Raw genomic sequence first — 22,680 nt, forward strand, 5'->3', positions numbered from 1 at the left:
ACCAACGCATTTGTGCGACGAGAATTTGAATGCATTCAAGGATTAAAAGCCTGCAAACAAAATTTGACCATCATTGTTGGGTCTGGTGACTATAATGGACAAACACCGGGCACCGGATGCCAACAGGCTCCACCATGGTCGCCGGTGGGTGGTAATAAGTATTCCGGGCCTTGTGGCTTTGGGCAAAACAGGAAACGGACAATACTATGGGTAAAATTTCCGTCGTTATCGCCGCATTATTTGTGGCGGCCGGGCTTATTGGTGCCGGGGCTTTGGTTGGGCAGGGCATTGTTAATATGCGTGCGCTGGATCGGTATGTCACCGTTAAGGGGTTGGCCGAACAGAATGTAATGGCCGATCGTGCTGTGTGGCCGATTACCTTTGTTGCCACCAATGATGTATTGCAAACCGCCCAAAAGAAAATTGATGACGATACCGAAATTTTGCGCAAATTTCTTGAGGATCACGGCATTAAACGCGATCAGACCGAACTGCAAAACTTGCAGGTCACCGACCAGCTGGCGCAAAGTTATCGTTCTGGCCCGGTTCAAAGCCGTTATATCGTCAGCCAAACGGTTCAGGTGCGATCCGACGATGTTGATGCGGTGGCCAAGGCGTCGCAAGATATTGGTAAATTGCTGCAACAGGGCATCGTTTTAGGCGGGCAGGGCTATAACGCCGGGCCCAGTTATATGTTTACCAAATTAAACGACATCAAACCGGAAATGATCGCCAAAGCAACGGCGAATGCGCGCGAAAGCGGGCAGCAATTTGCCAAGGATTCTGGGGGTAAACTGGGCGGCATTCGCCGGGCGACACAGGGCCTGTTTCAAATTCTGGCTGCCGATGGTGCGCCGAACATGCAGGAATCTAACCAGATCAATAAAACCGTGCGGGTTGTCACAACGATGGAATATCTGCTCGAAGACTAGGCGTTCCGTGTTCGGTGGGCTTGGTTGATCCATTTTGCGCCCGGATATCGCCCGGCCCGTTTACACTGGCAATCGGGGGTGGGCCGGGCGTAAAGTTTTATCGCCCGGATTGACTTGTCGGTAAAAAGCGGTTTTATGCGGCGATTATGGCGCGCTTGATTTTACTTAATAAACCCTATGGGGTTCTGACCCAGTTTACCGACCGTGAAAACGGGCGGCGGACCTTGGCTGACTATGTCAATTTACCCGGGGTTTATGCCGCCGGAAGACTGGATCGCGATAGCGAAGGCTTGTTATTGTTAACCGATAACGGGCCGTTAAATGCGCAAATCGCCCATCCCAAATACAAAAAAACCAAAACCTATTGGGTACAGGTAGACGGCGAGCCCGACGACGCCGCCCTGAATGCATTGCGCAACGGCGTGATGCTTAAAGATGGCATGACATTACCTGCCAACGTGCGCCGGATGGATGAGCCCGCCGGTTTGTGGGAACGCGACCCGCCGGTAAGGTTTCGCAAATTAATTCCGACGAGCTGGCTGGAACTGACCATATCGGAAGGCCGTAACCGCCAGGTGCGCCGCATGACGGCGGCGGTGGGGTTTCCCACCTTACGGCTGGTGCGCTATGCCATTGGCGACTGGACGCTGGATGGGCTGGCACCTGGCCAATGGCGCGAAATAGAAGTTGCGGCCCCCAAGGGGCAGGCATCCTCGGCCGGGTCCTCAGCGCGCCCCGCATCACGTTCGTCGTCGCGGCCATCCTCGCGCCCCGTGTCGCGGTCTGGCGACGGGGCTGATGTGCGTGAGGAGCGGGGGCGCACGGCGAAAAAACCACCATTTTCCAACCGCGAAGGCGGGCAGGGTTTGGCAAAGGGGGCGAAGCGGCCTGATGCAAAACCGACCGGTGCCGCCCGGCGAGGCCCTAAAAATGTTTCAACAGATTCATCATCAGGTTCGACGGGGCGGCCGTTTAACCGTCGTCGCCCGGTAAAGGATTAATCCATAATGTTAAGTTATTTGCACGGGTTTCACGCCGGAAATTTTGCCGATGTTCACAAACATTCGGCACTGGTGCTGATTTTGGCGCACCTGCAAAAAAAGGCCAAACCGTTTAGCGTGATTGATACCCATGCCGGGGCGGGCTGGTATGATTTATCCAGCGTTCAGGCGCAAAAAACCGGTGAATGGCAAGGTGGAATTGCTGCGGTGCAGCGTGAAGCGCAAGTGCCTTTGGCGATGGTGCCGTATCTGGACCTGATTGACGATTTTGTCCCTGATAACCGTGGGTTCGGGGCGGGTTCTGAAGACGGGTCGAATGGTGATGAGCCATCGGTGCCGCCGCTTTATTATCCCGGTTCGCCGTTTATTGTGCAAAAAATGCTGCGCGAAGACGACCATTTGACAGTGATGGAATTGCATCCGCGCGAATATGAAACGCTGGACCGTCGACTATACCATGACCGCCGCGTAACCCTGCAAAAACGCGATGGATATGAAGGATTGGTGGCGATGGTGCCCCCCGCCATTCGCCGCGGACTGGTTTTGATGGACCCCAGTTACGATGTGAAGCAGGATTATGTGCGTGCGGCACGGTCGATTATTGCGGCGCACCGGCGTTGGGCCACGGCAACATACATGTTGTGGTATCCTATTCTGGAAGACGGGTTTGACCTTGAATTGCACGATATGTTCAGCCAGATCCCGGCGACCGGCGGCGTATTATGCAGTGAAATTGCCGCCAGCCACGGCGGTGGCAAGGGGCGGATGCTGGGCTCTGGCCTGTTAATTGTTAACCCGCCCTATCAACTGGACGAACAACTGGCCAACATTGGCGACTGGCTGCGTGATGTGGTCGATTTGCCCGGCCCTGGCGTGCATTTTCAGGACTGGCTGGTGAAGGCCCAATAAAAAAGCACCAGCCCATGATATTGTAGGGCTGGTGCAGTCGGCAAGTAAACTGTCATAGGCCAAACTGGCGCGTTACATCCCGATAAAGGGTTGCAGCAATTTGGGCAAAATACCGTTGAATTTAAGCGGTGCGTCGGTCGCGATCAGGCAAATGCAATCCTCGGCGGTGTCGGCAATCGGCTGATGGTCAATGTCATCGGCCAGATCGGCAACGTCACCGGCACGAAAACGGCCCACATCATCAATATAAGAGCCCTTAAGCAGCAGGGTCATTTCATGCCCGCCATGTCCGTGATCGGGAATGCTAACACCTGGCGCAATTTTAAGCAGCCGCACCGTGCCTTTGGTTTGCACCGATTTTAACGGAAAATGCTTTACCCCCGGTGCCAGTGTGCGCCACGGAATATCTTCGAGTGATAAAATGTTATCGGGCAACAGGCTTGCCAGCGGGGTGGGAAGCGACGGCACGGCACTGCCGGTGATGCTGCCGCCAACGGCCACCCGGCGCGGCATTTCTGCCGGTGTTACGCGGGCGTTTTCATTGGCACTTTCCTGCTCGATCATTGCCATAACATGGTCCAGCGCATCGCTATCCATGCTCAGGCTTTGATTAACGTTTAGCATGGCCCCGCCGCAGGCTTCAAATTCGGCAACCTTGTCGCGGCACAACGGGCACAAGGTCATATGGGTGGCAACAACCAGTTCCATGGCCTGCGATAACGCGCCACCGGCATAGGCCAACAGCGTTTCATCGGTCGGGTGATGTTTGATATTCATGCCACACCTTCCAGTCCGCCGCGCATTTTGCCCAGCGCCAGTCGCAAGCGTGACTTTACCGTGCCCAGCGGAATTTTCAGCCGCTCGGCAATTTCGCTATGCGATATTTCTTCAAAAAACGACAATTCTACGACCACTCTTTGATCCTGTGGAAGTTCGCCCAGGGCCGCCTGTATCAGGGCCGCCTGTTCGCTTTGATTAACGAGTTCGTCCGCAATCGGGCTTTCGTCAATAATCAGCGTCGGGTCGCTATCATCCACTTCGATATGTTTGCGTTGGCGTAACCGGTCGATCCGCAGGTTACGGGCAATGGTGAAAATCCATGTGCTGGCCGCGGCTTTTTGCGGGTCAAACAAATGGGCCTTGCGCCAAACCTGCATCATTGATTCCTGTGCAAGTTCCTCGGCCATTTCCTGGGTGCCGGCAAAGCGAAACATATAGGCCTTTACCCGCGGCCCGAAATGGGCGAACAGCCGGGCAAACGCCGCCCGGTCGCGAGAGGCCGCAACCGCGACGATCCAGTCGGCATACTGACGGGCTTGTTCCGGGTTGGCCGGGGCGCGTCGGTTTGTCGCTGTGCCGTTCATATGTTTCCCTGGCCCTTCATCGGACCGAACCACGACATTGTGCATCATATGTCGAGATACGGTCTTTGTTATTGGTTGGATCATCCGGGTTGAAAGATTTGATCATCGGCCCCTAATTAATTGCGGGGCATCGCATTTTTTTGATCCGGATAAACGTGCTGCTCGTAGTCATATGTAATCTATAGCAACAAACTGCAAGCAGGCACAAAGAATGAATGGCACCGGTTCGAGAATGAAAATTGCGATTGTCGGTTCCGGTATTTCGGGCCTGTCCGCAGCGTGGCTTTTATCAAAACAGCATGACGTCACCCTGTATGAAAAAGACGACCGCCCCGGTGGCCATTCCAATACGGTGGATGCCGGCGGCACCCCGGTTGATACCGGGTTTATCGTTTATAACACCGCCAGCTACCCCAATTTATGTGCCCTGTTTGACCATTTGAACGTGCCAACAACCGCGACCGAAATGTCGTTCGCAGCCTCGCTGGATCATGGGCGGGTGGAATATGGCGGCAGCGACCTTGCCAGCCTGTGTGCGCAAAAACGCAATTTGTTGCGGCCCGGTTTCTGGGCCATGATCCGCGATATTTTACGGTTTTACCGCGAGGCCCCGGCGGTTTTGCAAGATGCCGATGCCGGGGCGCAAAGCCTGGGCGATTATCTGGCGGCCAACCGTTATAGCAAAGCCTTCATCAATGATCATTTATTACCCATGGGTGCTGCCATCTGGTCCACCCCGGTTGATATGATGCTGGCTTATCCCGTCGCGGCCTTTGTGCGATTTTGCGATAATCATGGCCTGCTGCAAATTAAGGACCGCCCGCAATGGCGCACGGTTGTGGGCGGATCGCGCCAGTATGTTGCGCGCATGATGGCAAGCATTGGCAATGTGGTGCTGGACCGTGCGGTGGCCGAAGTGGGGCCAACCGCCACGGGGGCGTTTGTGCAGGACCGTTATGGTCAGCGCGAAGAATATGACCATGTTATTCTGGCCTGCCATGCGGATCAGGCACTGGCGATGCAAAGCACGCCAGATGCCGCCGTTGCCCGGTTGCTGGGCGCGTTTCGCTATGAACGCAATCTGGCGATTTTGCACAATGACCCGGCCTTGATGCCGAAAAACCCCAAGGTCTGGTCAAGCTGGAATTACCTGCGCCAAACAGTTGGCACCGAGGAAAAAGTTTGTGTTTCCTACTGGATGAACCGGTTGCAGCATATTGACGAAAACCAGCCGCTTTTTGTGACGCTAAACCCGCCTTTTGCCCCGCGTGAGGGCTCGGTTATCCGGTCGTTTTTGTATGATCACCCGGTGTTTGATAACGGGGCCATGGCCGCCCAGCGCATGTTGTGGAACATTCAGGGGACGCAAAATATCTGGTATTGCGGCAGCTATTTTGGCTATGGCTTTCACGAAGACGGCATTCAATCGGGCCTGGCAGTGGCCGAGGCCGTGGGCAGTGTGCGCCGCCCGTGGGATGTGGAAAATGAAAGCGGGCGTATTCATGTGTCCCCGCTTTCCACCTGCCCGCGTGATGATAGCGTGGCGGCATAAATGGCAGGGCCTGGGGCAGATCATAGCGATGAAGATTACCAGGGTTCGGCCCTGTATGAGGGGGTGGTAACCCACCATCGCTTGCGTCCGCGTCAGCACCGGTTGCGCTATCGTGTGGTGTCGTTTCTGTTTGATCTCGACGAAATAGACGGTTTAAGCGCGCGGTTAAAACTGTTTAGCCGCAACAGGTTTAACCTGTTTTCGTTTCACGATCGCGATTTTGGCAGCGTTGATCGGGACGGTAGCGATGAAAGTGGCGGCACTATCCGCACCCGCATTACGCAAATGCTGCGCGAAAACGATCTGGCGGACTGTGCGACAAAGATTGTTGTTTTGTGTTATCCGCGCATCCTCGGTTTTGTTTTTAATCCGCTAAGCGTTTATTTTTGTTACCGCAAAAATGGCGAACTGGGGGCGATTTTGCATGATGTGTCCAACACATTTGGCGAGCGCCACGGGTATTTGATCCCCGTTTCATCGGATTGCCGGGATGCCAAAGGCATTGTGCATCAAAAATGCGCCAAGGAGCTGTATGTATCGCCGTTTATTGGCATGAAGGCCGATTACCGCTTTCGCATTAAACCGCCGCAAGACCGAGTTGCGGTTTCGATTGCCGAAAGTGACGCGGACGGCCTGTTTTTAAACGCCGCCTTCACCGGGGATCGCACGAAACTGACGGACCGTAACCTGCTTTCCGTCTTCATGCGTTATCCGCTGATGACCTTAAAGGTCGTTGCCGGCATTCATTGGGAGGCCCTGCATTTGTGGCGCAAGGGATTTACCTTTCACAAACGTCCAACCCCGCCGCTGCACCGTATTACGTTTATTACCCCCGGCCCGTCTATCGTCCCTGATGCAGGAAAAAGGTAAAAGCCATGCCTGATCGTTCCCGGCCCAATTCAACACTTGCCCGTTCTTTGCGCGACCGTATTTTACCGCTGATCAGCAGTGTTGTGCGGCCCAAACCGATGCTGGAACGCATGCTGGTGCGGGTATTATCGCATTTGCATTACGGGCGTTTGGCACTGGTGTTGCCCGACGGGCGAACGTTAAATTTCACCGGGCGCGAACGGCTTGAGTTGCATGCCGTGCTTGATGTGCGCCATTGGCGCGCCATTCGCAAACTGGCCACCGGCGGCGATCTGGCCTTTGCCGAAGCCTATATTGACGGCGACTGGCGCAGCCCGGATTTAACCCGTTTGATGCAGCTTGCCATTTTGAACGAACCGATTGTGCAGGCCCGGTTTGCCGCCGGGATGATTTCGCGTCTGGTGCATCGTCTGGCCCATTTGCGCAATGCCAACACGATCGAAGGATCCCGGCGCAATATTTCCTATCACTATGATTTGGGAAATGAATTTTACCGCCTGTGGCTGGACCCCGGCATGACATATTCATCGGCGTTGTATGAACATGATGACCAGTCGCTGGCCGATGCGCAAACCGCCAAATATGCCCGCATTTGTGAATTGGCCGAATTGGTGCCCGGTGAAAAGGTGCTGGAAGTGGGCTGTGGCTGGGGCGGATTTGCGCAGATGGCAGCGCAAAATTATGGCTGCGACGTGGAGGGTTTAACCCTGTCGCAAGAACAGCTTTCCTATGCCGAAACACGCCTGAAAAGGGCCGGGCTGGCCGGAAAAACCAACATGATGTTGCGCGATTACCGCCATCAGGACGGCCAGTATGACAAGCTGGTATCCATTGAAATGTTTGAAGCCGTTGGTGAAGAACATTGGCCCGCCTATTTTGACATGATCCGCCAGCGGCTACGCCCCGGTGGCAAGGCTGTTTTGCAAATCATTACCATCGACGAAGACCGGTTTGACGGCTACCGCGAAGGGGCTGATTTTATCCAGCGTTATATTTTTCCCGGTGGCATGCTGCCATCGCCAACCGCGTTGAAAGAAGCGGTTTTTGCTGCGGGGTTAAAGGTGCAGCATTCGGAATTTTCCGGGCAATCCTATGCCCGGACCCTGGCCGAATGGCAGCGCGATTTTCAACACAATTGGGAAGCCATCACCCAGCAAGGGTTTGATCTGCGTTTCAAACGGATGTGGGAATATTACCTGTCCTATTGCCAGACCGGGTTTGAAGCCGGAACCATTGATGTCGGCCTGTTCGTGATCACCCATGACGGGGAAAACGCCTGAAATTGCTGGGGCAATAACCGGCTGGGACAAGGGGCAGTTTAAATGACGCAACAAAACCGCCTGTTTTCGGCTTTTATCTATGCGTTACCCGCGCTTGCTGCGGCCATTCCCACCATCCCGGCCTATGTTTTACTGCCCAGTCTGTATGGCGATACCTTGGGTTTGGGGTTAACCCTGACCGGGTTGGTGTTTTTTGCCGTCCGCGTGATCGATATGATCACGGACCCGCTGGTGGGGTATTTGTCGGATCGCAGCCAGTCGCGCAAACCCTGGGTGGCGGGCGGTGCGGTTATTGCCGGTATTGGCATCTGGTTTTTGTTTAATCCGCCGCTTTTGCCGTCGGCCTTTTATCTGTTTGGCTGGGCCACTGTACTGTTTGTTGGCTGGACGATGTTTCAGGTGCCTTATCTGGCCTGGGGGGCCGAACTTTCGGGCGATTATAAACAACGCAGCCGGATTACGGCCCTGCGCGAAGGGGCCGGGTTGATCGGCATTTTGTTTGCTGGCGGTTTGCCGGTCCTGTTTTCCGTAAACGGACCCTTGGAGCAAACCAGCCTGCTGGCAACCGTTACCATTGTTCTGGGCGCGATAACGGTGCCGCTGATTATTGTGTTTGTGCCTGATGTGTTGCGCAACGTGGTGGTGCAATCGGGCCGGGTTGTTGCTTGCCCTGTGTCATCCGTGTCATCCGCTGCACCTGCGCCCCGTGATCGGCCTGTGGCCCTTCCTGCGCCGTCGCAATGGGCGGGGCTGTGGCAAAACCGCCTGTTTGTGCGGCTGTTGGCGGCGTGGTTGATTAACGGGCTGGCCAACGGGGTGCCTGCGGTGTGTTTTCCATTGTTTGTGAAATATGGTTTGGGGTTGGGGCAAAGGGACCAAAACGTTTTGATCCTGCTTTATTTTGCCTGTGCGGTGGTGGCGATGCCGGTTTGGGTGATTGCAAGCGGGCGGGTTGGCAAGCACCGTGTGTGGTGTGGTGCCATGGTCATGGCGATTGCTGCCTTTGCCTTTGTGCCGGTTCTGGGAAATGGCGATTTTGTCGGCTTTGCGGTTATTTGCGCGCTGACCGGGGCGGCATTGGGCGCGGATTTGGCTTTGCCGCCTGCCATTCAGGCCGATGTTGACGATTGGGATCGTTACCGGTTTGGTATTCGTCGCACCGGCCTTTTATTTGCGCTTTGGAACATGACCAACAAACTGGCGATGGCAATTGCGGCGGGGGTGGCGTTTCCGGTTTTGGGGTATTTGGGGCTGACCAAAACGGGCGGGGTGGACGTGGCGGCGGGTGATGTTTCCGATCCGCACGCGCAGGCCCTATTCATGCTGTTGGTGATCTATGCCGTGATCCCCATCGTATTGAAGATGATCGCGGTTGTCATGATGTGGCGGTTTCCATTGGGGGCACGTCATCAATCCGCGCTGCGTCGGCGTTTGGCCCGTCGCATGTTTTAATCTTTGCGACTTTATCAAAGGGAATAACGGCATGCTGCGGTTGGGGCTGGCTTTTTTAATGGTTGTTTTTGTCAGTGGGTGCGGGGCGATGAAACCACAGGATTTTGCTCATAAAGAACCGGTTTTTGATGTGTTTTCCTATTTTCAGGGCCACAGCCGCGCCTGGGGCATTTTTGAAGACCGGTTCGGTACCCTGCGCCGCCAGTTTACCGTTGATATTACCGGCACGGTCAAGGACGGGGTTTTAACCCTGAGAGAAGATTTTGTTTATGACGACGGCGAAAAGGACCAGCGGGTGTGGAAAATTCGCAAAACTGCCGATCATGAATATGACGGCACGTTTGACGAAATTGTCGGCATTGCCAAGGGCGTGCAATATGGCAATGCCCTGCACTGGAACTATGACATGGATTTAAAGGTTGGCGATGGCACCTGGCGCGTCAGCTTTGATGACTGGATGTTTTTGCAGCCCAATGGCGTTTTGGTTAATCGTGCGCGGGTGCGTAAATGGGGTGTGGAAATTGGCGAAATTTCGCTGTTTTTTGCCAAGCCTACTGCGCCACTTTTTTCGCAAGCCGCCGAATGACCCAGCCCAGAACCGGGATGCGGGCATAAAATTTACTGCCGGAATCCCAATGGTCGGTATGGCTGGCGATCAATGTGCCGTCGGCGTTAAAGGTAACTTCCGACATGCCAATAAAGTTCCATTGGCCAATGACCGGCACCTTTGCCGAAAAATGCCAGCGCAAAAACCCCATATCGGTACTGAGCATGTGATGGCTGATGATGAATCTGGCATCCTCGGCGTCTTCAAACATCTTTCCCATATAGGCACACAGGGCATTCTGGCCGTTCAGGGTGGTGAAAGGGTCGGTGAAGCAGATGTCGGGCGTGGTCACATCGCGCAGGGCGTTAAGCGTTTCGGGCGTTAAACGGGCATAAACATCGGCATAGTTTTGCAGGGCGGTAATCCGGGGATCATCCGGGGTGGGATTATTCATTTTTGTATCATCCGTTCAATTAATTTGAAGTACCAGCGGTAAGGCAGGATGCGGGCCAGTTTAAGCTGGCGGACAAAGACCGGGGGAAAGGCAATTTCAAAATCATCATTTTTACGAAGCCCGTAATAGATAAAATCGGCCGCCTGTTCGGGTGTTTGTAAATAGGGCATGTTAAAATCGTTTTGATCGGTCATCGGGGTTTTAACAAACCCGGGATTAATCACCCGCATAACCACGCCGCTGCCGGTCAGTTCTTCACGCAGGGTTTCACATAAACTGATCAAGGCGGCCTTGGTGGGGCCATAAGCCCCCGCTTTCGGCAAGCCGCGATAGCCCACCACCGAGGCGGTAATGGCAATTTCGCCATGCCCACGGGCGCGCATTTTGCGCAATAATGGCTCCAGGCAATTCACCGCGCCCTGATAATTCACTGCAATATGATGGGCAATGATATCGCGCGAAAATTCGTCGACGGGCATCGGGTTATAAAACCCGGCGCAATAAATGACCAGATCGGGCAGGCCATGTTCGCTTTCGATCAGGTCGATCGCCTGATCCACCGATGCCGGGGCTGTTACATCACAGGGGACTGCCGAAATGCACGGGCTTGCCAGCGCCATTTTTTGTAATGTCTCGTGCGACCGGGCAGAAATTGTAATGTGCCGGGGGGTGGTTTGGCCCGCTTCGTTAGATTCATGAGATTCATCGGTTTCGGCGATAAATTTTTGCACGATGGCAGCACCAATGCCTGACGATGCCCCGATCACCCAAATATTTTGCCAGTTTTTGTTTTTCATTGCAGGGCCTTTGTAATTTGGGTGCAGGTTAAACAGCGATAGACAATTTGCGAACCATCGCGCGCCTTGAAGGCCAGCCGGACCCAGCGCCCGTTGGCATCGTACCAGGCGTCGGTGCGCAATTCGCCGTCATACTGCATATGGGTTGCAAAGATGTGGTTTGTACCACCATTCCCTGCAACAATTTTTTCCACGCCCAAATTACGAATGCTGACATTGTTGGGTTGGCCGGTGATGGTGTTTAAAACCAGTGTTTGGGCCAAAACGCCGCAATGCCAGTGATTGGTGGGAAATGTGCCAGCGGGAAGTGTAATTTCGCCATCGGGGCCAGTTGCCACCAGCATGTTGGTTTTTTTGTCATAGCGGGCCGTCAGGCTGGTTTTTTCGCCATCATCGTTCACATGAACGGCAAGTTTCATCAACTGGTTGTTTTGCCACAGGCTTTCAGATCGGTAATCAAACCGGTAGGCGGAAAAACCCAGAAATGAAATTTCAATTTTGCTTTCGGCAATCACCTGTAGCCCGTCTTTACCCGCATGAAATTGCAGTTTGTGCGTGCCCACCGGTGATCCTTCCCGCCGGATCTGAAAATTCCATTCAGTGCCGCCATAAAGTTCGACAGGGTTTATATCGGTGCAGGCCGCAGCAGGCAGGGGTGAAGAGGTGGCGGCATGGGCGGCGGTAAAAAAACAAAAGCCCGGCAAAACGCTGGCCATTGCCAGAATAACGAAAAAGCGCTGCCAGATTGCGAGGAACGAGGGTGATTTTTGCGACGTCGGGTCGCTATGATCGATACGCCCTTTCATTGTTTTGGCCCCAGGCGCTGTTGTTATTGTGACATAATCCATATATTCCCTACGCAGTTTCAGTGATATCGGATCAGGGGTGTTGCCGCATGATCCGTTTTGTCATTCGTTTGCCCGTTGTTAGCCCCGTCAGGAAGTGACCGTTTTATGGCCCATCCCATTGCCGAAGACCTGATCGCCTGTGTTTTACACCGCGATTCAAATGTGATTATCCTTAACAAACCGCCGGGGCTGGCATCGCACGGGGGGCCGAAAACCTATTTTCATGTCGATGCCTATTTGCCCGATCTGACATTTGGCATTGCGTCTATCCCCACGCTCGCCCATCGGCTGGACCGTGATACAGCAGGATGTTTGCTGTTGTGCCGCCATGCCAAATCATCAAAAAAGATCACACGGTTATTTACCGAGAAGAAAATCGACAAGGCCTATTGGGCGGTGGTGCGCGGGGATATGCCCGATGATCACGGCTTTATTGATGCGCCGATTGCCAAGTTTAATGATGAAAGCGGCTGGCGCATGGTGGTTGATGATAGCGGCCAGGAATCGCGCACCGAATACCGGGTGCTGGGCCGGGCCGAGGGCATGACATGGCTGGAACTGGTCCCCCATACCGGGCGGACCCACCAGTTACGCGTGCATCTGGACCATATCGGCTTCCCTGTTATTGGTGACCCGTTTTATGGCACGGGCAAGGATCCGGTTTTTGGTGCGCCACCCACCTTGCATTTGTTATCGCGCCGGATTGTGGTGCCGTTTCATGCGGAGCGCGAGCCGGTTGTGGTTGATGCCCCGCCGCCCGAATTGATGCGCGATGCGCTGATCGCGTGTGGCTATGACGGGGATTTTGCCCCGCACCGTGCCTCAATTGACAGTCAATATAGCGGCGATAACGGAGATGCTGAGCGCGGAGAGCAAGGTTTCGATGGTGACGATTGAGGCCATGACATCGGCATCGCCGCCCAGTTGGCGCGCCAGAATATAGGCATTCCCCGCGCACGGCATGCCCGCATATAAAACCCCCATTGCCAGCACCATGCCGTTAATTCCGGCAAGGTGCAGGGCGATGCCCGTGATCAGCGGTAATATTGCCAGTTTGACCACGTTGCTAAAGGCAATCGCCCCCAGTTCGTGACGATCGAGCACAAATTTAAGCCCCGCGCCAACCGACAGCAGGCTGAGCGGCAGCGCCGCAGTTTTAAGCAGCGATGCGGTGTTTTCAATTGGCAACGGGATGTGAATGTTCGCGACATTCATGATTGCCCCGGCCCCGGCCGCCAGAATGATAGGGTTCTTGGCCAGGCCAATAGCAATGCGTTTAAAATTGCCCCCCCGGCCATTCAGCGCATTAAGCACCACCACGGCCAGAATGTTGGTCACAATTACCATTACGGCAATAAACACAATCGCCAGTGCCAACCCGTCGCTGCCAAACAGGGCTTCGGCCACGGCTAGTAACACATAGCTGTTATAGCGCACCGATCCCTGAAATATCGATGTGAAAAGCGGTGTGTTTTTGGTGATGACCCGCCGAAATATCAGCATGACCGCCGCTAGCACCAGTGTTGCCGCCATGGTGATGATAACGGCTGTGCCCGCATGACCGGTGCTGAAATCGGCATGGTAAATGCCGATCATTAACAGGGCGGGTAACAGCAAATAATATGTCAGCCGGTCGATCCCGGCCCAAACCTCGCTGCTTTGGATCAGGTATTTTTTCAGGATTGCGCCAACGATGATGGCGGCAAAGATCGGGAAAATGGCAGCGATCAGGGTATAGGCAAAAGACATGGTCTGGGGCGGGCCTGTGTGGTGAAGCGGGCACAACCGCCGTGACAATATGGCGTTGTGATGGTGCGCCGGATCATACTGCCTGATATTGCACGGCAACGCATGGTGTAAAAACAACATCCCGGCTGCCCGTTTTTGCATGCTTAACCTGTGCCCGGCAAGGGGGCGACAATATCCATAACAGGTGCTTACAGGGCCGTTTGGGGCAGTTATGTTGCGTTATCGGGGATAATCAAAGATCGGCAAAAACGCGCCTTTATGCCGGATTATTGCCCGAAGATGGCGCGATCGACATGCCGTGATCAGATTTTCCGCTCGGTATATTCAGCAAAAATCTGTTCCGGCGAATGCCCGCGATATTGTTCGCAGATTTCGAGAAAGCGCGGATTGCTGATCAGAAGGTCGGCGGTGCTGCGGTTACACGCAATGGGCACTTCATACATATTCGCAAGGCGGATGAGGGCGCGCACATCGACATCGTGAGGTTGGGGGGTCATCGGATCGGTAAAAAAGAACATTGCCTGTAACTGCCCATGGGCAATCATGGATCCCAATTGCTGGTCACCGCCAAATGGCCCGCTTTTTAACGCCACAATATCAAGATGGGGAAAGCGTTCTTGCAACACACGGCCAGTGGTGCCGGTGGCGAATATTTTATAGTGGGTAAATTCGTCAATATGCTGAGCCAGCCAGTCGGCCATTTCAGGTTTACGGCGATCATGGGCAACAAGTCCGACGGATATTGACATGGTTTGTTCCTTTGTCGGCATAGACAGATAACTTCTGTTAATCAACGTCCGTGATATTAACCATGAAGACGGGGTGGGGTCACGCGGGTTTGTTTAAAACAAAACGGCCGCTCACAGGGAGCGGCCGTTTGCGTGACAGAAAACCGTCAGAAATTACATATGGATAGCGCGGCCATCGGCAGCCATCGCGGCTTCCTTGACTGACTCACCCAGTGCCGGGTGGGCATGGCAGGTGCGTGCGATGTCTTCGGCAGATGCGCCATATTCCATTGCCAGAACAACTTCGGCAATCAGGTCGCCCGCAGCCGGGCCGACAATGTGGCAACCGACGACGCGGTGCGTTTTTTTGTCTTCCAGGATTTTGACGAAACCTTCAGTGCTTTCCATCGCCTTGGCACGGGCATTGGCGGTGAAGGGGAATTTGCCAACCGAATAGTCGACACCTTCGTCCTTAAGCTGTTCTTCGGTTTTACCAACCGAGGCAACTTCGGGCCAGGTGTAAACAACGCCAGGGACTTTGCCGTAATCGACATGGCCAGCTTCGCCTGCGATCATTTCAGCAAGGGCCACGCCGTCTTCTTCGGCCTTGTGGGCCAGCATCGGACCGGCAATGGCATCACCAACGGCGAAAATGCCCTGGATGTTGGTCTGGAAATATTCGTCGGTCTTAACACGACCGCGATCATCCAGCTCAACACCAAGCTTATCAAGGCCAAGGCCGGTGACAAACGGACGACGTCCGATGGCAACCAGAACAACGTCAGCCTTGATTTCTTCGGCGTCACCACCCTTGGAGGGCTCAACCGAGAGCTTAACCCCGCCCTTGGCGGTTTTTGCACCGGTCACTTTGTGACCCAGCTTGAAATCCAGGCCCTGTTTGGCGAAAATGCGCTGGGTTTGTTTGGCCAGCTCACCGTCCATGCCAGGCAGGATACGGTCAAGATATTCGATAACCGTAACGTCCGAGCCCAGACGACGCCAGACCGACCCCAGTTCGAGGCCGATAACACCGGCACCAATGACAACCAGTTTCCTGGGAACAGATGAGAGTTCCAAAGCACCGGTCGAAGAAACGATCTGCTTTTCATCAATCTCGACGCCGGGCAGCGGGGTAACTTCCGAGCCGGTGGCAATGACGATGTTTTTAGCGTTCAGGGTTTCTTCGCCGCCATCAAGCAGGGCAACCTTAACCTCGGTTGCAGAGACGATTTCGCCTGCACCCTTGACATAGGTAACCTTGTTTTTCTTGAACAGGAATTCGATGCCCTTGACGTTGGAATCAACAACTTTGTCCTTACGGGCCATCATCTTTGCAAGATTGACCTTCGGGGTGTTGATTTCGATGCCGTGGGTGTCGAAATGCTTGTCGGCTTCTTCAAACAGGTGCGACGAATGCAGCAGTGCCTTTGACGGGATGCACCCGACATTCAGGCAGGTGCCGCCCAAGGCACCGCGTTTTTCAACGCAGGCAACCTTGAGACCAAGCTGTGCGGCGCGGATGGCGCATACATAACCGCCAGGTCCGCCACCGATCACGACAATGTCGTAGTTCTCGCTCATGAGTCTGTGATCCTTTTGTCTGATCAGATGTCGAGCAGGATGCGTTCCGGGTTCTCGATGCATTCTTTAACGCGTACGAGGAACGAAACAGCTTCGCGACCGTCAATGACACGGTGATCGTAAGACAGGGCCAGATACATCATCGGACGGATTTCAACCTTGCCATCAATGGCAACCGGACGCATCTGGGTTTTATGCATGCCGAGAATACCGGACTGCGGCGCATTGAGGATCGGCGATGACAGCAGGGACCCAAAAACACCGCCGTTGGAGATGGTGAAGGAACCGCCACTCATTTCGTCCATGCCCAGCTTGCCGTCACGCGCACGCTTGCCGAAATCGACAATGGTGCTTTCCAGCTCGGAGAAGGTTTTCTTTTCAGCCGAACGGATCACCGGCACCACAAGACCCTGCGGGGTGCCAACGGCAACGCCGATGTCGCAGAAGTTTTTGTAGATGAAAGAATCGCCGTCGATTTCGGCATTCACTGCGGGCCATTCGTTCAGTGCGGTGGTGCAAGCCTTGATGAAGAAGGACATGAAACCAAGTTTCACACCGTGTTTCTTTTCAAAGCCGACCTTGTAGAGATTGCGGCAGGCCAGAAGATTGGTCATGTCGACTTCGTTATAGGTCGTCAACATGGCAGCGGTGTTCTGGGCTTCTTTCAGGCGGCGCGCGATCGTCTGGCGCAGCTTGGACATTTTGACGCGTTCTTCGCCGTCACGCAGGTTCCGCTGCGGTTTCGGACCAGCAGGGGCTGCCGGGGCCGTTGCTGCAGCACGCGGGGCCGGTTTGCCGCCTTCAAGATAATCGAGAACATCGCCTTTGGTCAGGCGGCCGTCTTTGCCCGATGCCGAAATTTTCGAGGCATCAAGATTGTTGTCTTCGACCAGTTTGCGCACAGCGGGTGCCAGCGGGTGGTCGGCATTGGCTGTCTGGGTTGCCGGAGCAGCCGCCGCGACCGGAGCCGCCGGTTTGGCTTCTTCCCTGGGTGCCGGGGCTGCTTCTTCCTTGGCCGGGGCTTTGGCTTCAGCCGGAGCTTCTTCCTTGGCCGACGTTCCGGCAGCGCCTTCAGTGATCATGGCGATCAGGGCGCCAACTTCAACTTCGTCACCTTCACCAACAACCAGTTCGGCAATGGCACCAGCGACCGGAGAATTGACTTCAACCGTAACCTTGTCGGTTTCAAGTTCAACAATCGGTTCGTCAGCAGCAACAGCGTCGCCGACTTTTTTGTACCATTTGGCAATGGTGGCTTCGCTAACGGATTCGCCCAACGCGGGAACTTTAACTTCAGTCGCCATTTTTTCCTCGACCGTTTTTAAAAAGGCAGTGTGGGTCTGCCGATTTCAAATAAAAATATGTTGTGACCAGATCAGGCCAGACAGGCAGGGAGTTGCCCCTGCCTGTCTGTTAAATCATTTGACGCTAAGTGCGGCATCAACAAGTTCGGCCTGCTCGCGCAGGTGAATCTTGAGAAGACCGGTCGCCGGAGATGCTGCCGTGGAACGGCCGACATATACCGGACGGGAGGTTTTGTGCTTGATGCCGGTCAGGACTTTTTCGATACGACGATCAACAAAGTACCATGAACCCATGTTTTCGGGTTCTTCCTGACACCAGATCACGTCGGCATTGCTGTAGCGCGAAAGCTGGGCACCCAGTTCCTTTTCGGGGAACGGGTAAAGCTGTTCGACACGGACAATGGCGACATCCTCGATACCGCGGTTTTCGCGTTCGGCCAGCAGGTCGTAATAAACCTTGCCCGAGCACAGAACGACACGTTTGACCTTTTTGTCGTCAACCAGTTTGGCGGTTTCGGCCAGAACAGGCTGGAAGGTCGTGCCGGCTGCAAATTCGGACAGGTTTGATACGCACTGCTTGTGACGCAGCAGCGATTTCGGCGTCATCAGGATCAACGGCTTGCGGAAGCTGCGGCGGATCTGGCGGCGCAGGATGTGATAATAGTTTGCAGGGGTGGTACAGTTCGCCACCTGCATGTTGTTTTCACCACAAAGCTGCAAATACCGTTCCAGACGGGCCGAGCTGTGTTCCGGTCCCTGACCTTCAAAGCCATGCGGCAGCAACATCACCAGACCGGACATACGCAGCCATTTGGCTTCGCCCGAACTGATGAACTGGTCAATGATCACCTGGGCACCGTTGGCGAAATCGCCAAACTGTGCTTCCCACAGAACCAGTGAATGCGGTTCTGCCAGGGTGATGCCATATTCAAACCCGAGAACACCGGCTTCGGACAGGGGCGAGTTGAGAACTTCAAGCTCGGCCTGACCGGTACGGATGTTGTTGAGCGGGGTGTATTTGGCCTCGGTGGTCTGATCAACCAGTTTGGAATGACGCTGTGAAAACGTTCCGCGCTGGCTGTCCTGACCGGACAGACGAACGGGGGTGCCTTCGCACATCAAGGTTCCAAATGCCAGTGCTTCGGCCGTGGCCCAGTCGATCCCTTCGCCGGTCTCGAACATTTTGGCCTTGGCTTTAAGCTGGCGCAGGATTTTCCGGTTGATGTCATAGTCGCTGGGCGCTGTCGAAAGAGCACGGCCAACTTCGCGTAACAGGGTTTCTTCAACCCCGGTTTCACCAATCCAGTCTGCATCTTCGCCGTGGCTTGATGCCATACCCGACCATTTGCCTTCTAGCCAGTCGGCCTTGTTCGGACGATAGTTTTCTGATGCCTTGAATTCCTCGTCCAGATGGGCGTGGAATTTTTCATGGCGTTCCTTGACCTGTTCGTCGGTGAACATGCCTTCCTTGACCAGCTTTTGAGCATAGATGTCTTTGGTGGTCGGGTGTTTGCCGATCACGTCATACATCTTGGGCTGGGTAAATGCCGGTTCGTCGCTTTCGTTGTGACCAAAGCGGCGATAGCAGAACATGTCGATCACGACATCCTGTTTGAATTCCTGGCGGAATTCGGTGGCGATGCGGGCGGCATGGACCACGGCTTCAGGATCGTCGCCATTGACGTGAATGATCGGGGCCTGAACCACTTTGGCAATGTCGGAGCAATAGGGCGAAGAACGCGAGTCCGACGGTTTGGTGGTAAAGCCGATCTGGTTGTTGACCACGAAATGAATGGTGCCGCCGGTGCGGTAGCCTTTCAGATGCGACAGATCGAAGGTTTCTGCAACAAGGCCCTGACCGGCAAAAGCCGCGTCACCATGCATCAAAATACCCATAACCTGTTCGCGCGCGGTGTCCTTGCGCTGTGCCTGTTTGGCGCGAACCTTGCCCAGGACAACGGTATCAACCGCTTCAAGGTGCGAGGGGTTCGCGGTCAGCGACAGGTGAACAACATTGCCGTCAAATTCACGGTCAGCAGAGGTGCCAAGGTGATATTTAACGTCGCCAGAACCCATAACATCGTCGGGTTTGGACGGATTGCCCATAAATTCCGAGAAGATCGCCTGGAATGGCTTGGCCATAACATTGGCCAGAACGTTCAGACGGCCACGGTGGGGCATGCCAAACACAACTTCACGGATGCCAAGCTGGCTGCCGCGTTTCAGGATCTGCTCAAGGGCCGGGATCAGGGCTTCGCCACCATCGATACCAAAACGTTTGGTGCCGACATATTTGGTGTGAAGATAGTTTTCAAATCCTTCGGCTTCGATCAGGCGATCCAGAATGGCTTCTTTGCCACGCTTGGTAAATTCGGTCTGATTGCCGATGGTTTCGATGCGCTGCTGAATCCATGCTTTCTGATCAGGTTCCTGAATATGCATGAATTCAATACCGATGGAGCCGCAATAGGTTTTGCGTGCCATCGATACGATCTGGCGAATGGTTGCCGATTCAAGGCCAAGAACATTGGCAATGAAAACCGGACGATCCATGTCGGCTTCGGTGAAGCCATAGGTTTTCGGGTGCAGTTCCGGATGGGGATCACGCGGGGCAAGGCCCAGCGGATCAAGATTGGCTTCCAGATGGCCGCGCACGCGATAGGAGCGGATCAGCATCAGGGCGCGAATTGAATCATTTGCGGCCGCCCGGATGACATCGGAATTAACGGTCGCCGCCTGGGATGCGGACGATGCCGCAACCGGGGCGTAACCGCCATTGACCGGACGTTCGCTGTATCCCTGGGATACGTCGTAACCTTCCATACCGCCGACAACCTTGGTTTCCCGTGGCTGCCAGGTCGGCCCGCGCATTTCAGCGAGGAGGTCGGATGCGTCGTCCTGCAACCCTGCAAAAAACTCGGCCCAGTTCTGGTCTACCGACTGGGGGTTTTCCAGGTACCGGGCGTAAAGTTCCGCGATATAGGTTGCATTCGACTCGGTTAGAATCGTGTCAAGATCTTGAGGTTTCATTTGTGGTCGTGGAAGGCGATAACCCCGACGGGGTTACGCCTTCCTTTGCCTTTCCTCTGATTACCCAGATTACCCTTTCAGAGCCTTGAGCATGGTCGAGCCAAGGCTTGCCGGGGAATCGGCAACAAGAATACCCGCGCTGCGCATTGCTTCCATTTTAGCATCCGCAGTCCCTTTACCACCGGAAATAATCGCACCGGCATGGCCCATGCGTTTTCCAGGAGGTGCTGTTACACCGGCGATGAAACCGGCAACAGGCTTTTTAATTTTGGATGCCCGCAGGAATTCGCAAGCTTCTTCTTCGGCAGAACCGCCAATTTCACCAATCATGATGATGCCTTCGGTTTCCGGATCCCGCAGGAACAGGTCAAGGCAATCGATGAAGTTGGTGCCGTTAACGGGGTCGCCGCCGATACCGATACAGGTTGACTGGCCAAGGCCGGCTGCCGTGGTCTGGGCAACTGCTTCGTAGGTCAATGTACCGGAACGTGAAACGATACCGATTTTACCGCGACGGTGAATGTGACCGGGCATAATGCCGATCTTGCATTCGTCCGGGGTGATAACACCCGGGCAGTTCGGGCCGATCAGGCGGGTTTTGGTGCCATCAAGGGCGCGCTTGACGCGCACCATGTCGGCAACAGGAATGCCTTCGGTGATGCAAACAGCCAGTTCGATACCGGCATCGATTGCTTCAAGGATGGCATCAGCCGCGAAGGGAGGCGGAACATAGATCACCGATGCATTGGCACCGGTAACATGAACAGCTTCATCAACGGTGTTGAAAACCGGCAGGTCAAGGTGCTTGGCGCCGCCTTTACCCGGGGTAACGCCACCAACCATTTTGGTGCCATAGGCAATGGCCTGTTCGCTGTGGAAGGTGCCCTGCGAACCGGTGAAACCCTGGCAGATAACTTTGGTGTTTTTATCGACGAGAACAGCCATGGTTACGCGGCCTCCTTCACAGCTTTGACCACCTTTTCGGCGGCGTCGGCAAGATTGTCAGCCGAAACGATCGGCAGACCGGATTCTTCAAGGATCTTCTTGCCAAGATCAACGTTGGTGCCTTCAAGGCGCACAACCAGCGGGACATTCAGGCTGACTTCGCGTGCTGCGGCAATAACGCCTTCAGCAATAACGTCGCAGCGCATGATGCCACCGAAAATGTTAACCAGAATGCCTTCGACATTCGGGTCAGACAGGATCAGTTTGAAAGCCGTGGTTACACGTTCTTTGGTCGCACCGCCGCCAACGTCAAGGAAGTTTGCCGGCGAACCGCCATAAAGCTTGATGATGTCCATGGTTGCCATGGCCAGACCGGCGCCGTTGACCATGCAGCCAATTTTGCCGTCAAGTTTGATGTAGTTCAGGCTGTGTTTTGCTGCTTCGAGTTCGGCCGGGTTTTCTTCGTCTTCGTCGCGCAGTTCTTCGATGTCAGCATGGCGGAACAATGCGTTGTCGTCGAAGTTCATTTTGCAATCGAGTGCGATGATGTCGCCGTCGCCGGTCACGACCAGCGGGTTGATTTCAACCATGGCTGCATCGGTTTCGAGGAAGCATTTATACATGGCGGTCATGAATTTGACGGCCTTGGAAACCTGCTTGCCTTCGAGGCCCAGGGCGAATGCCAGCTTGCGACCGTGGAAGCCCGAAAAGCCCGATGCCGGATCGATGTCACAGGTGACGATCTTTTCCGGGGTGGCTTCGGCAACTTCTTCAATGTCCATGCCACCTTCGGTGGAGGCCATGAAGATGACGCGTGATGACGCGCGGTCTACAAGGATCGAAAGATAAAGTTCGCGCGCAATGTCGCAACCTTCTTCGATATAGACGCGTTTGACTTCCTTGCCATCCGGCCCGGTCTGGTGGGTAACCAGGGTCGCGCCCAGCATCTGGCCGGCATTGGTGCCGACTTCTTCGACACTTTTAACGACGCGAACGCCGCCTTTGTCACCGGCAGTTGCTTCCTTGAAGGACCCTTTGCCGCGGCCACCAGCATGGATCTGGGACTTGACGACATAGATGGGGCCAGCAAGGGACTGGGCTGCTTCAGTGGCTTCCTGTGCGGTATAGGCAACCTTGCCGTTAGGCACGGTCACACCGTATTTGCGAAGAATCTCTTTCGCCTGGTACTCATGAATGTTCATGTTCGGTCGCTTTCTTGCCTTCCGTACGATTTCCTGTGGGTCAGAAATCGTGGTTTCAATGTCCCGCGAGCAGTACAGGGACGTTGTTGCGATCCGCGCGGCCAAAGCTCCGATAAAAAGGCTGGAGCAATGACA

21 protein-coding genes are annotated in these 22,680 nt (G+C 54.7%); 9 read left to right on the forward strand and 12 right to left on the reverse strand.

Annotated elements, in window-relative coordinates; genetic code table 11:
• Positions 1-206: 206 nt before the first annotated feature.
• The 3 genes from TMES_RS04455 to TMES_RS04465 all read left to right on the forward strand — a co-directional run bounded on the left by TMES_RS04455 (position 207) and on the right by TMES_RS04465 (position 2,842).
• Positions 207-932: an SIMPL domain-containing protein gene (locus TMES_RS04455; RefSeq protein ID WP_085579947.1), complete on the forward strand. Its 726-nt coding sequence runs from the start codon at positions 207-209 to the stop codon at positions 930-932.
• Positions 933-1,078: 146 nt separating this feature from the next.
• On the forward strand, positions 1,079-1,933 hold the full coding sequence (locus TMES_RS23260) for an rRNA large subunit pseudouridine synthase E (protein ID WP_085579949.1): 855 nt from the start codon (positions 1,079-1,081) through the stop codon (positions 1,931-1,933).
• 6 nt (positions 1,934-1,939) lie between these two features.
• Positions 1,940-2,842, forward strand: a complete 903-nt coding sequence (locus TMES_RS04465; RefSeq protein WP_085579951.1) for a 23S rRNA (adenine(2030)-N(6))-methyltransferase RlmJ — start codon at positions 1,940-1,942, stop codon at positions 2,840-2,842.
• 72 nt (positions 2,843-2,914) lie between these two features.
• On the opposite strand, the gene TMES_RS04470 is transcribed toward TMES_RS04465, so the two are convergent.
• Both TMES_RS04470 and TMES_RS04475 read right to left on the reverse strand, forming a co-directional pair.
• The gene (locus TMES_RS04470) at positions 2,915-3,619 is read right to left on the reverse strand and encodes a ChrR family anti-sigma-E factor (RefSeq protein ID WP_085579953.1); all 705 of its coding nucleotides are present in this window, start codon (positions 3,617-3,619) and stop codon (positions 2,915-2,917) included.
• Positions 3,616-4,206 (reverse strand): sigma-70 family RNA polymerase sigma factor, encoded by a 591-nt coding sequence (locus TMES_RS04475; protein ID WP_245835210.1) that lies wholly within the window; start codon positions 4,204-4,206, stop codon positions 3,616-3,618. Before TMES_RS04475 ends, TMES_RS04470 begins: the two co-directional genes overlap by 4 nt.
• A 232-nt stretch (positions 4,207-4,438) precedes the next feature.
• On the opposite strand from TMES_RS04475, the gene TMES_RS04480 reads away from it, so the two are divergent.
• Genes TMES_RS04480 through TMES_RS04500 form a run of 5 tightly spaced genes read left to right on the forward strand, consistent with a single transcriptional unit; the run spans position 4,439 to position 9,946 of the window.
• On the forward strand, positions 4,439-5,758 hold the full coding sequence (locus TMES_RS04480) for an NAD(P)/FAD-dependent oxidoreductase (RefSeq protein ID WP_211275870.1): 1,320 nt from the start codon (positions 4,439-4,441) through the stop codon (positions 5,756-5,758).
• Positions 5,759-6,628 (forward strand): DUF1365 domain-containing protein, encoded by an 870-nt coding sequence (locus TMES_RS04485; protein WP_085579957.1) that lies wholly within the window; start codon positions 5,759-5,761, stop codon positions 6,626-6,628. It begins immediately after the preceding gene.
• Between the two features lie 5 nt (positions 6,629-6,633).
• Complete coding sequence (locus tag TMES_RS04490) at positions 6,634-7,908, forward strand: SAM-dependent methyltransferase (RefSeq protein WP_085579959.1); 1,275 nt, start codon at positions 6,634-6,636, stop codon at positions 7,906-7,908.
• Between the two features lie 42 nt (positions 7,909-7,950).
• Positions 7,951-9,360: an MFS transporter gene (locus TMES_RS04495; protein WP_085579961.1), complete on the forward strand. Its 1,410-nt coding sequence runs from the start codon at positions 7,951-7,953 to the stop codon at positions 9,358-9,360.
• A gap of 31 nt (positions 9,361-9,391) precedes the next feature.
• Positions 9,392-9,946, forward strand: a complete 555-nt coding sequence (locus TMES_RS04500; RefSeq protein ID WP_085579963.1) for a DUF3833 domain-containing protein — start codon at positions 9,392-9,394, stop codon at positions 9,944-9,946.
• Here TMES_RS04500 and TMES_RS04505 read toward each other — a convergent pair.
• The 3 genes from TMES_RS04505 to TMES_RS04515 are packed head-to-tail and all read right to left on the reverse strand — an operon-like array spanning position 9,912 to position 11,964.
• A complete protein-coding gene (locus TMES_RS04505; RefSeq protein ID WP_085579965.1) occupies positions 9,912-10,361 on the reverse strand; it encodes a nuclear transport factor 2 family protein in 450 nt (149 codons plus the stop codon). The two genes, TMES_RS04500 and TMES_RS04505, sit on opposite strands and share 35 nt — an antisense overlap.
• Positions 10,358-11,158: an SDR family NAD(P)-dependent oxidoreductase gene (locus tag TMES_RS04510; protein WP_085579967.1), complete on the reverse strand. Its 801-nt coding sequence runs from the start codon at positions 11,156-11,158 to the stop codon at positions 10,358-10,360. Before TMES_RS04510 ends, TMES_RS04505 begins: the two co-directional genes overlap by 4 nt.
• Complete coding sequence (locus TMES_RS04515; RefSeq protein WP_143589537.1) at positions 11,155-11,964, reverse strand: DUF6134 family protein; 810 nt, start codon at positions 11,962-11,964, stop codon at positions 11,155-11,157. The genes TMES_RS04510 and TMES_RS04515 overlap by 4 nt, the downstream gene beginning before the upstream one ends.
• Before the next feature lie 147 nt (positions 11,965-12,111).
• Here TMES_RS04515 and TMES_RS04520 point away from each other — a divergent pair, with 147 nt between their 5' ends.
• The gene (locus TMES_RS04520; RefSeq protein WP_085579972.1) at positions 12,112-12,903 is read left to right on the forward strand and encodes an RluA family pseudouridine synthase; all 792 of its coding nucleotides are present in this window, start codon (positions 12,112-12,114) and stop codon (positions 12,901-12,903) included.
• Here TMES_RS04520 and TMES_RS04525 read toward each other — a convergent pair.
• The 7 genes from TMES_RS04525 to sucC all read right to left on the reverse strand — a co-directional run bounded on the left by TMES_RS04525 (position 12,829) and on the right by sucC (position 22,575).
• Complete coding sequence (locus tag TMES_RS04525) at positions 12,829-13,755, reverse strand: AEC family transporter (RefSeq protein WP_085581144.1); 927 nt, start codon at positions 13,753-13,755, stop codon at positions 12,829-12,831. The genes TMES_RS04520 and TMES_RS04525 overlap by 75 nt on opposite strands.
• Positions 13,756-14,057: 302 nt before the next feature.
• The gene (locus TMES_RS04530; RefSeq protein ID WP_085579974.1) at positions 14,058-14,504 is read right to left on the reverse strand and encodes a methylglyoxal synthase; all 447 of its coding nucleotides are present in this window, start codon (positions 14,502-14,504) and stop codon (positions 14,058-14,060) included.
• A gap of 153 nt (positions 14,505-14,657) precedes the next feature.
• Positions 14,658-16,064 (reverse strand): dihydrolipoyl dehydrogenase, encoded by a 1,407-nt coding sequence (lpdA, locus tag TMES_RS04535; RefSeq protein ID WP_085579976.1) that lies wholly within the window; start codon positions 16,062-16,064, stop codon positions 14,658-14,660.
• A gap of 23 nt (positions 16,065-16,087) precedes the next feature.
• Entirely contained in the window at positions 16,088-17,368 is a 1,281-nt protein-coding gene (gene odhB, locus TMES_RS04540; RefSeq protein ID WP_085579978.1) for a 2-oxoglutarate dehydrogenase complex dihydrolipoyllysine-residue succinyltransferase, read from the reverse strand.
• 114 nt (positions 17,369-17,482) lie between these two features.
• Positions 17,483-20,398 carry a 2-oxoglutarate dehydrogenase E1 component gene (locus TMES_RS04545; RefSeq protein WP_085579980.1) on the reverse strand — a complete coding sequence of 972 codons (2,916 nt, stop codon included), beginning with the start codon at positions 20,396-20,398 and terminating at the stop codon, positions 17,483-17,485.
• Between the two features lie 69 nt (positions 20,399-20,467).
• The gene (gene sucD, locus TMES_RS04550) at positions 20,468-21,343 is read right to left on the reverse strand and encodes a succinate--CoA ligase subunit alpha (protein WP_085579982.1); all 876 of its coding nucleotides are present in this window, start codon (positions 21,341-21,343) and stop codon (positions 20,468-20,470) included.
• A gap of 2 nt (positions 21,344-21,345) precedes the next feature.
• The gene (gene sucC / locus TMES_RS04555) at positions 21,346-22,575 is read right to left on the reverse strand and encodes an ADP-forming succinate--CoA ligase subunit beta (protein ID WP_281253461.1); all 1,230 of its coding nucleotides are present in this window, start codon (positions 22,573-22,575) and stop codon (positions 21,346-21,348) included.
• Positions 22,576-22,680: the final 105 nt, after the last annotated feature.

The organism is Thalassospira mesophila (genome assembly GCF_002115755.1).
Taxonomy (GTDB): Bacteria; Pseudomonadota; Alphaproteobacteria; order Rhodospirillales; family Thalassospiraceae; genus Thalassospira; species Thalassospira mesophila.

What these genes read in the sequence shown, in the direction of transcription:
- TMES_RS04455 (WP_085579947.1), top strand. Translation starts at nt 207, where the DNA reads ATGGGTAAAATTTCCGTCGTTATCGCCGCATTATTTGTGGCGGCCGGG.
- TMES_RS23260 (WP_085579949.1), top strand. Translation starts at nt 1,079, where the DNA reads ATGGCGCGCTTGATTTTACTTAATAAACCCTATGGGGTTCTGACCCAG.
- TMES_RS04465 (WP_085579951.1), top strand. Translation starts at nt 1,940, where the DNA reads ATGTTAAGTTATTTGCACGGGTTTCACGCCGGAAATTTTGCCGATGTT.
- TMES_RS04470 (WP_085579953.1), bottom strand. Translation starts at nt 3,619, where the DNA reads ATGAATATCAAACATCACCCGACCGATGAAACGCTGTTGGCCTATGCC.
- TMES_RS04475 (WP_245835210.1), bottom strand. Translation starts at nt 4,206, where the DNA reads ATGAACGGCACAGCGACAAACCGACGCGCCCCGGCCAACCCGGAACAA.
- TMES_RS04480 (WP_211275870.1), top strand. Translation starts at nt 4,439, where the DNA reads ATGAAAATTGCGATTGTCGGTTCCGGTATTTCGGGCCTGTCCGCAGCG.
- TMES_RS04485 (WP_085579957.1), top strand. Translation starts at nt 5,759, where the DNA reads ATGGCAGGGCCTGGGGCAGATCATAGCGATGAAGATTACCAGGGTTCG.
- TMES_RS04490 (WP_085579959.1), top strand. Translation starts at nt 6,634, where the DNA reads ATGCCTGATCGTTCCCGGCCCAATTCAACACTTGCCCGTTCTTTGCGC.
- TMES_RS04495 (WP_085579961.1), top strand. Translation starts at nt 7,951, where the DNA reads ATGACGCAACAAAACCGCCTGTTTTCGGCTTTTATCTATGCGTTACCC.
- TMES_RS04500 (WP_085579963.1), top strand. Translation starts at nt 9,392, where the DNA reads ATGCTGCGGTTGGGGCTGGCTTTTTTAATGGTTGTTTTTGTCAGTGGG.
- TMES_RS04505 (WP_085579965.1), bottom strand. Translation starts at nt 10,361, where the DNA reads ATGAATAATCCCACCCCGGATGATCCCCGGATTACCGCCCTGCAAAAC.
- TMES_RS04510 (WP_085579967.1), bottom strand. Translation starts at nt 11,158, where the DNA reads ATGAAAAACAAAAACTGGCAAAATATTTGGGTGATCGGGGCATCGTCA.
- TMES_RS04515 (WP_143589537.1), bottom strand. Translation starts at nt 11,964, where the DNA reads ATGAAAGGGCGTATCGATCATAGCGACCCGACGTCGCAAAAATCACCC.
- TMES_RS04520 (WP_085579972.1), top strand. Translation starts at nt 12,112, where the DNA reads ATGGCCCATCCCATTGCCGAAGACCTGATCGCCTGTGTTTTACACCGC.
- TMES_RS04525 (WP_085581144.1), bottom strand. Translation starts at nt 13,755, where the DNA reads ATGTCTTTTGCCTATACCCTGATCGCTGCCATTTTCCCGATCTTTGCC.
- TMES_RS04530 (WP_085579974.1), bottom strand. Translation starts at nt 14,504, where the DNA reads ATGTCAATATCCGTCGGACTTGTTGCCCATGATCGCCGTAAACCTGAA.
- lpdA (WP_085579976.1), bottom strand. Translation starts at nt 16,064, where the DNA reads ATGAGCGAGAACTACGACATTGTCGTGATCGGTGGCGGACCTGGCGGT.
- odhB (WP_085579978.1), bottom strand. Translation starts at nt 17,368, where the DNA reads ATGGCGACTGAAGTTAAAGTTCCCGCGTTGGGCGAATCCGTTAGCGAA.
- TMES_RS04545 (WP_085579980.1), bottom strand. Translation starts at nt 20,398, where the DNA reads ATGAAACCTCAAGATCTTGACACGATTCTAACCGAGTCGAATGCAACC.
- sucD (WP_085579982.1), bottom strand. Translation starts at nt 21,343, where the DNA reads ATGGCTGTTCTCGTCGATAAAAACACCAAAGTTATCTGCCAGGGTTTC.